Here is a 1,441-nt window from a genome sequence, read left to right as displayed (position 1 = left end):
ATTTCATCGTCATCGACGTTCTTCTTCCGGCCTTTGTAAACGCCTTCGGCGCGCGCCGCTTCGATCCCGGCGCGCTGACGATCCTTGATGAACTTCAGCTCCATATCGGCGACCATGCCGAGTATGGCCCCTGTGCATTATCAGGACACGGATTCACGGTAGGCGTCGGCGGTAGCGAGCTATTTGCGCAGGTTCTCGATGCCAAGTTCGCTCCACATCCAAGTGAAGTCGTAGGTGACCATCGGGTCGTTCCGGTCGAGCTGACTGCTGCTGCTGCGGTTTTCAAGATACTTGAGCCATCCCGCCACTCGGCCACGGCCCGCAGCGGTTCGAACGGCCGCGCGCGGGGTGATGTCGCCAAGCATGCCGACGGGTTCATCGAGCGTCGCGAGGTACTGACGGTCGAGCATGGCATGGATGAGCGGGGTTGCCACCTCTGGCGCAATGGCGGGTGCCGGTTCGGACGTTGTCAGTCCCTCGACCCGCGCCGCCATGGCCTGTTCGACCGTCTCGATCGTGGTCAGCGGCGAGCCGACCAACCCGGCGAGCGCATCGGTCATGAGCGCGGTGCCGCGTTTCGCCCGCTCGGCCGAGGTGACGGCGAGAATCAGGGCGCGGCCTTTCAATTCGACATTGCCGAGCACCGGGGTGCCGTCCGCCATTGTCACACCCCACGCCATGCGCCCAGTGCTTCTCGCTTTTCCGCCCGGTTTCTCGCCCAGCCAGTTCCAAAAGTGCGTGGTTTCCCGCTGAAACGCAGAGACAGTATCGAGCCGCTCGCCGACGAGCGCCTGGGTCACGCCGCGTGCGAAGGGAAAGCGCACGCGGTGGAACACCACCTCCTCGCCATCACTGTTGTGCAGCGTGGGGATGGACGCCGGTCCTATGGTCTTGGGAACGACATCGAACAGCCATGTCGTGCTGATGAGGGCCGGAAGTGCGGCCAGATCGTCGGCGTCTAGGTTTAACGCGGTGCGCGGGCTGCGCTTGCCTTTCGAGCGCCGCAGATCGGCGACGAGCGCCTCGGCCGCCTCCATCGTGAACGACAGCACGCCGCCCGACAGGAGGTGCTTGCCTCCGACCTGCACGACGCGGGCACCGATCCTGTCCCATTGCTTCAGCGTCTGCGAGGCGCTGCGCTCGGATACTCGAAGCGGCTCGCCGCCCTGGATCAGGTCACGCACAAGGAAGCCGCTCCCGGGCTCGACCTCGCTCACCTCGTGGAGGCTCATCACCGACGATCGAAGGGCACGCAGGTAGATTTTGGTCGAGCCGCTCTCGTTCCAGCCCCGGCGCCGAATATAGTCATCAACGATGTTCCGGTCCTCGGGTTCGATGGTGCGCGTGAGCAGATCCTCGAACGCGCATCCCCACAACACGCCGGCCCAATGATCGCCGACGATGTCCGCCAGCTCGTCCGCTTCGAAGTCGAACTCCTCCA

General features: G+C 64.3%; 1 protein-coding gene. It reads right to left on the bottom strand.

Going from position 1 to position 1,441, the window contains the following annotated elements; translation table 11 throughout:
• Positions 1–179: 179 nt before the first annotated feature.
• Positions 180–1,441: DUF7986 domain-containing protein (locus tag EWH12_RS21845; protein ID WP_129927813.1), on the bottom strand; the 1,262-nt coding region annotated here is incomplete at its 5' end.

Source organism: Sphingobium cupriresistens, from assembly GCF_004152865.1.
Lineage (GTDB): Bacteria > Pseudomonadota > Alphaproteobacteria > Sphingomonadales > Sphingomonadaceae > Sphingobium > Sphingobium cupriresistens.
This window is presented reverse-complemented; position numbering and strand designations above follow the sequence as displayed.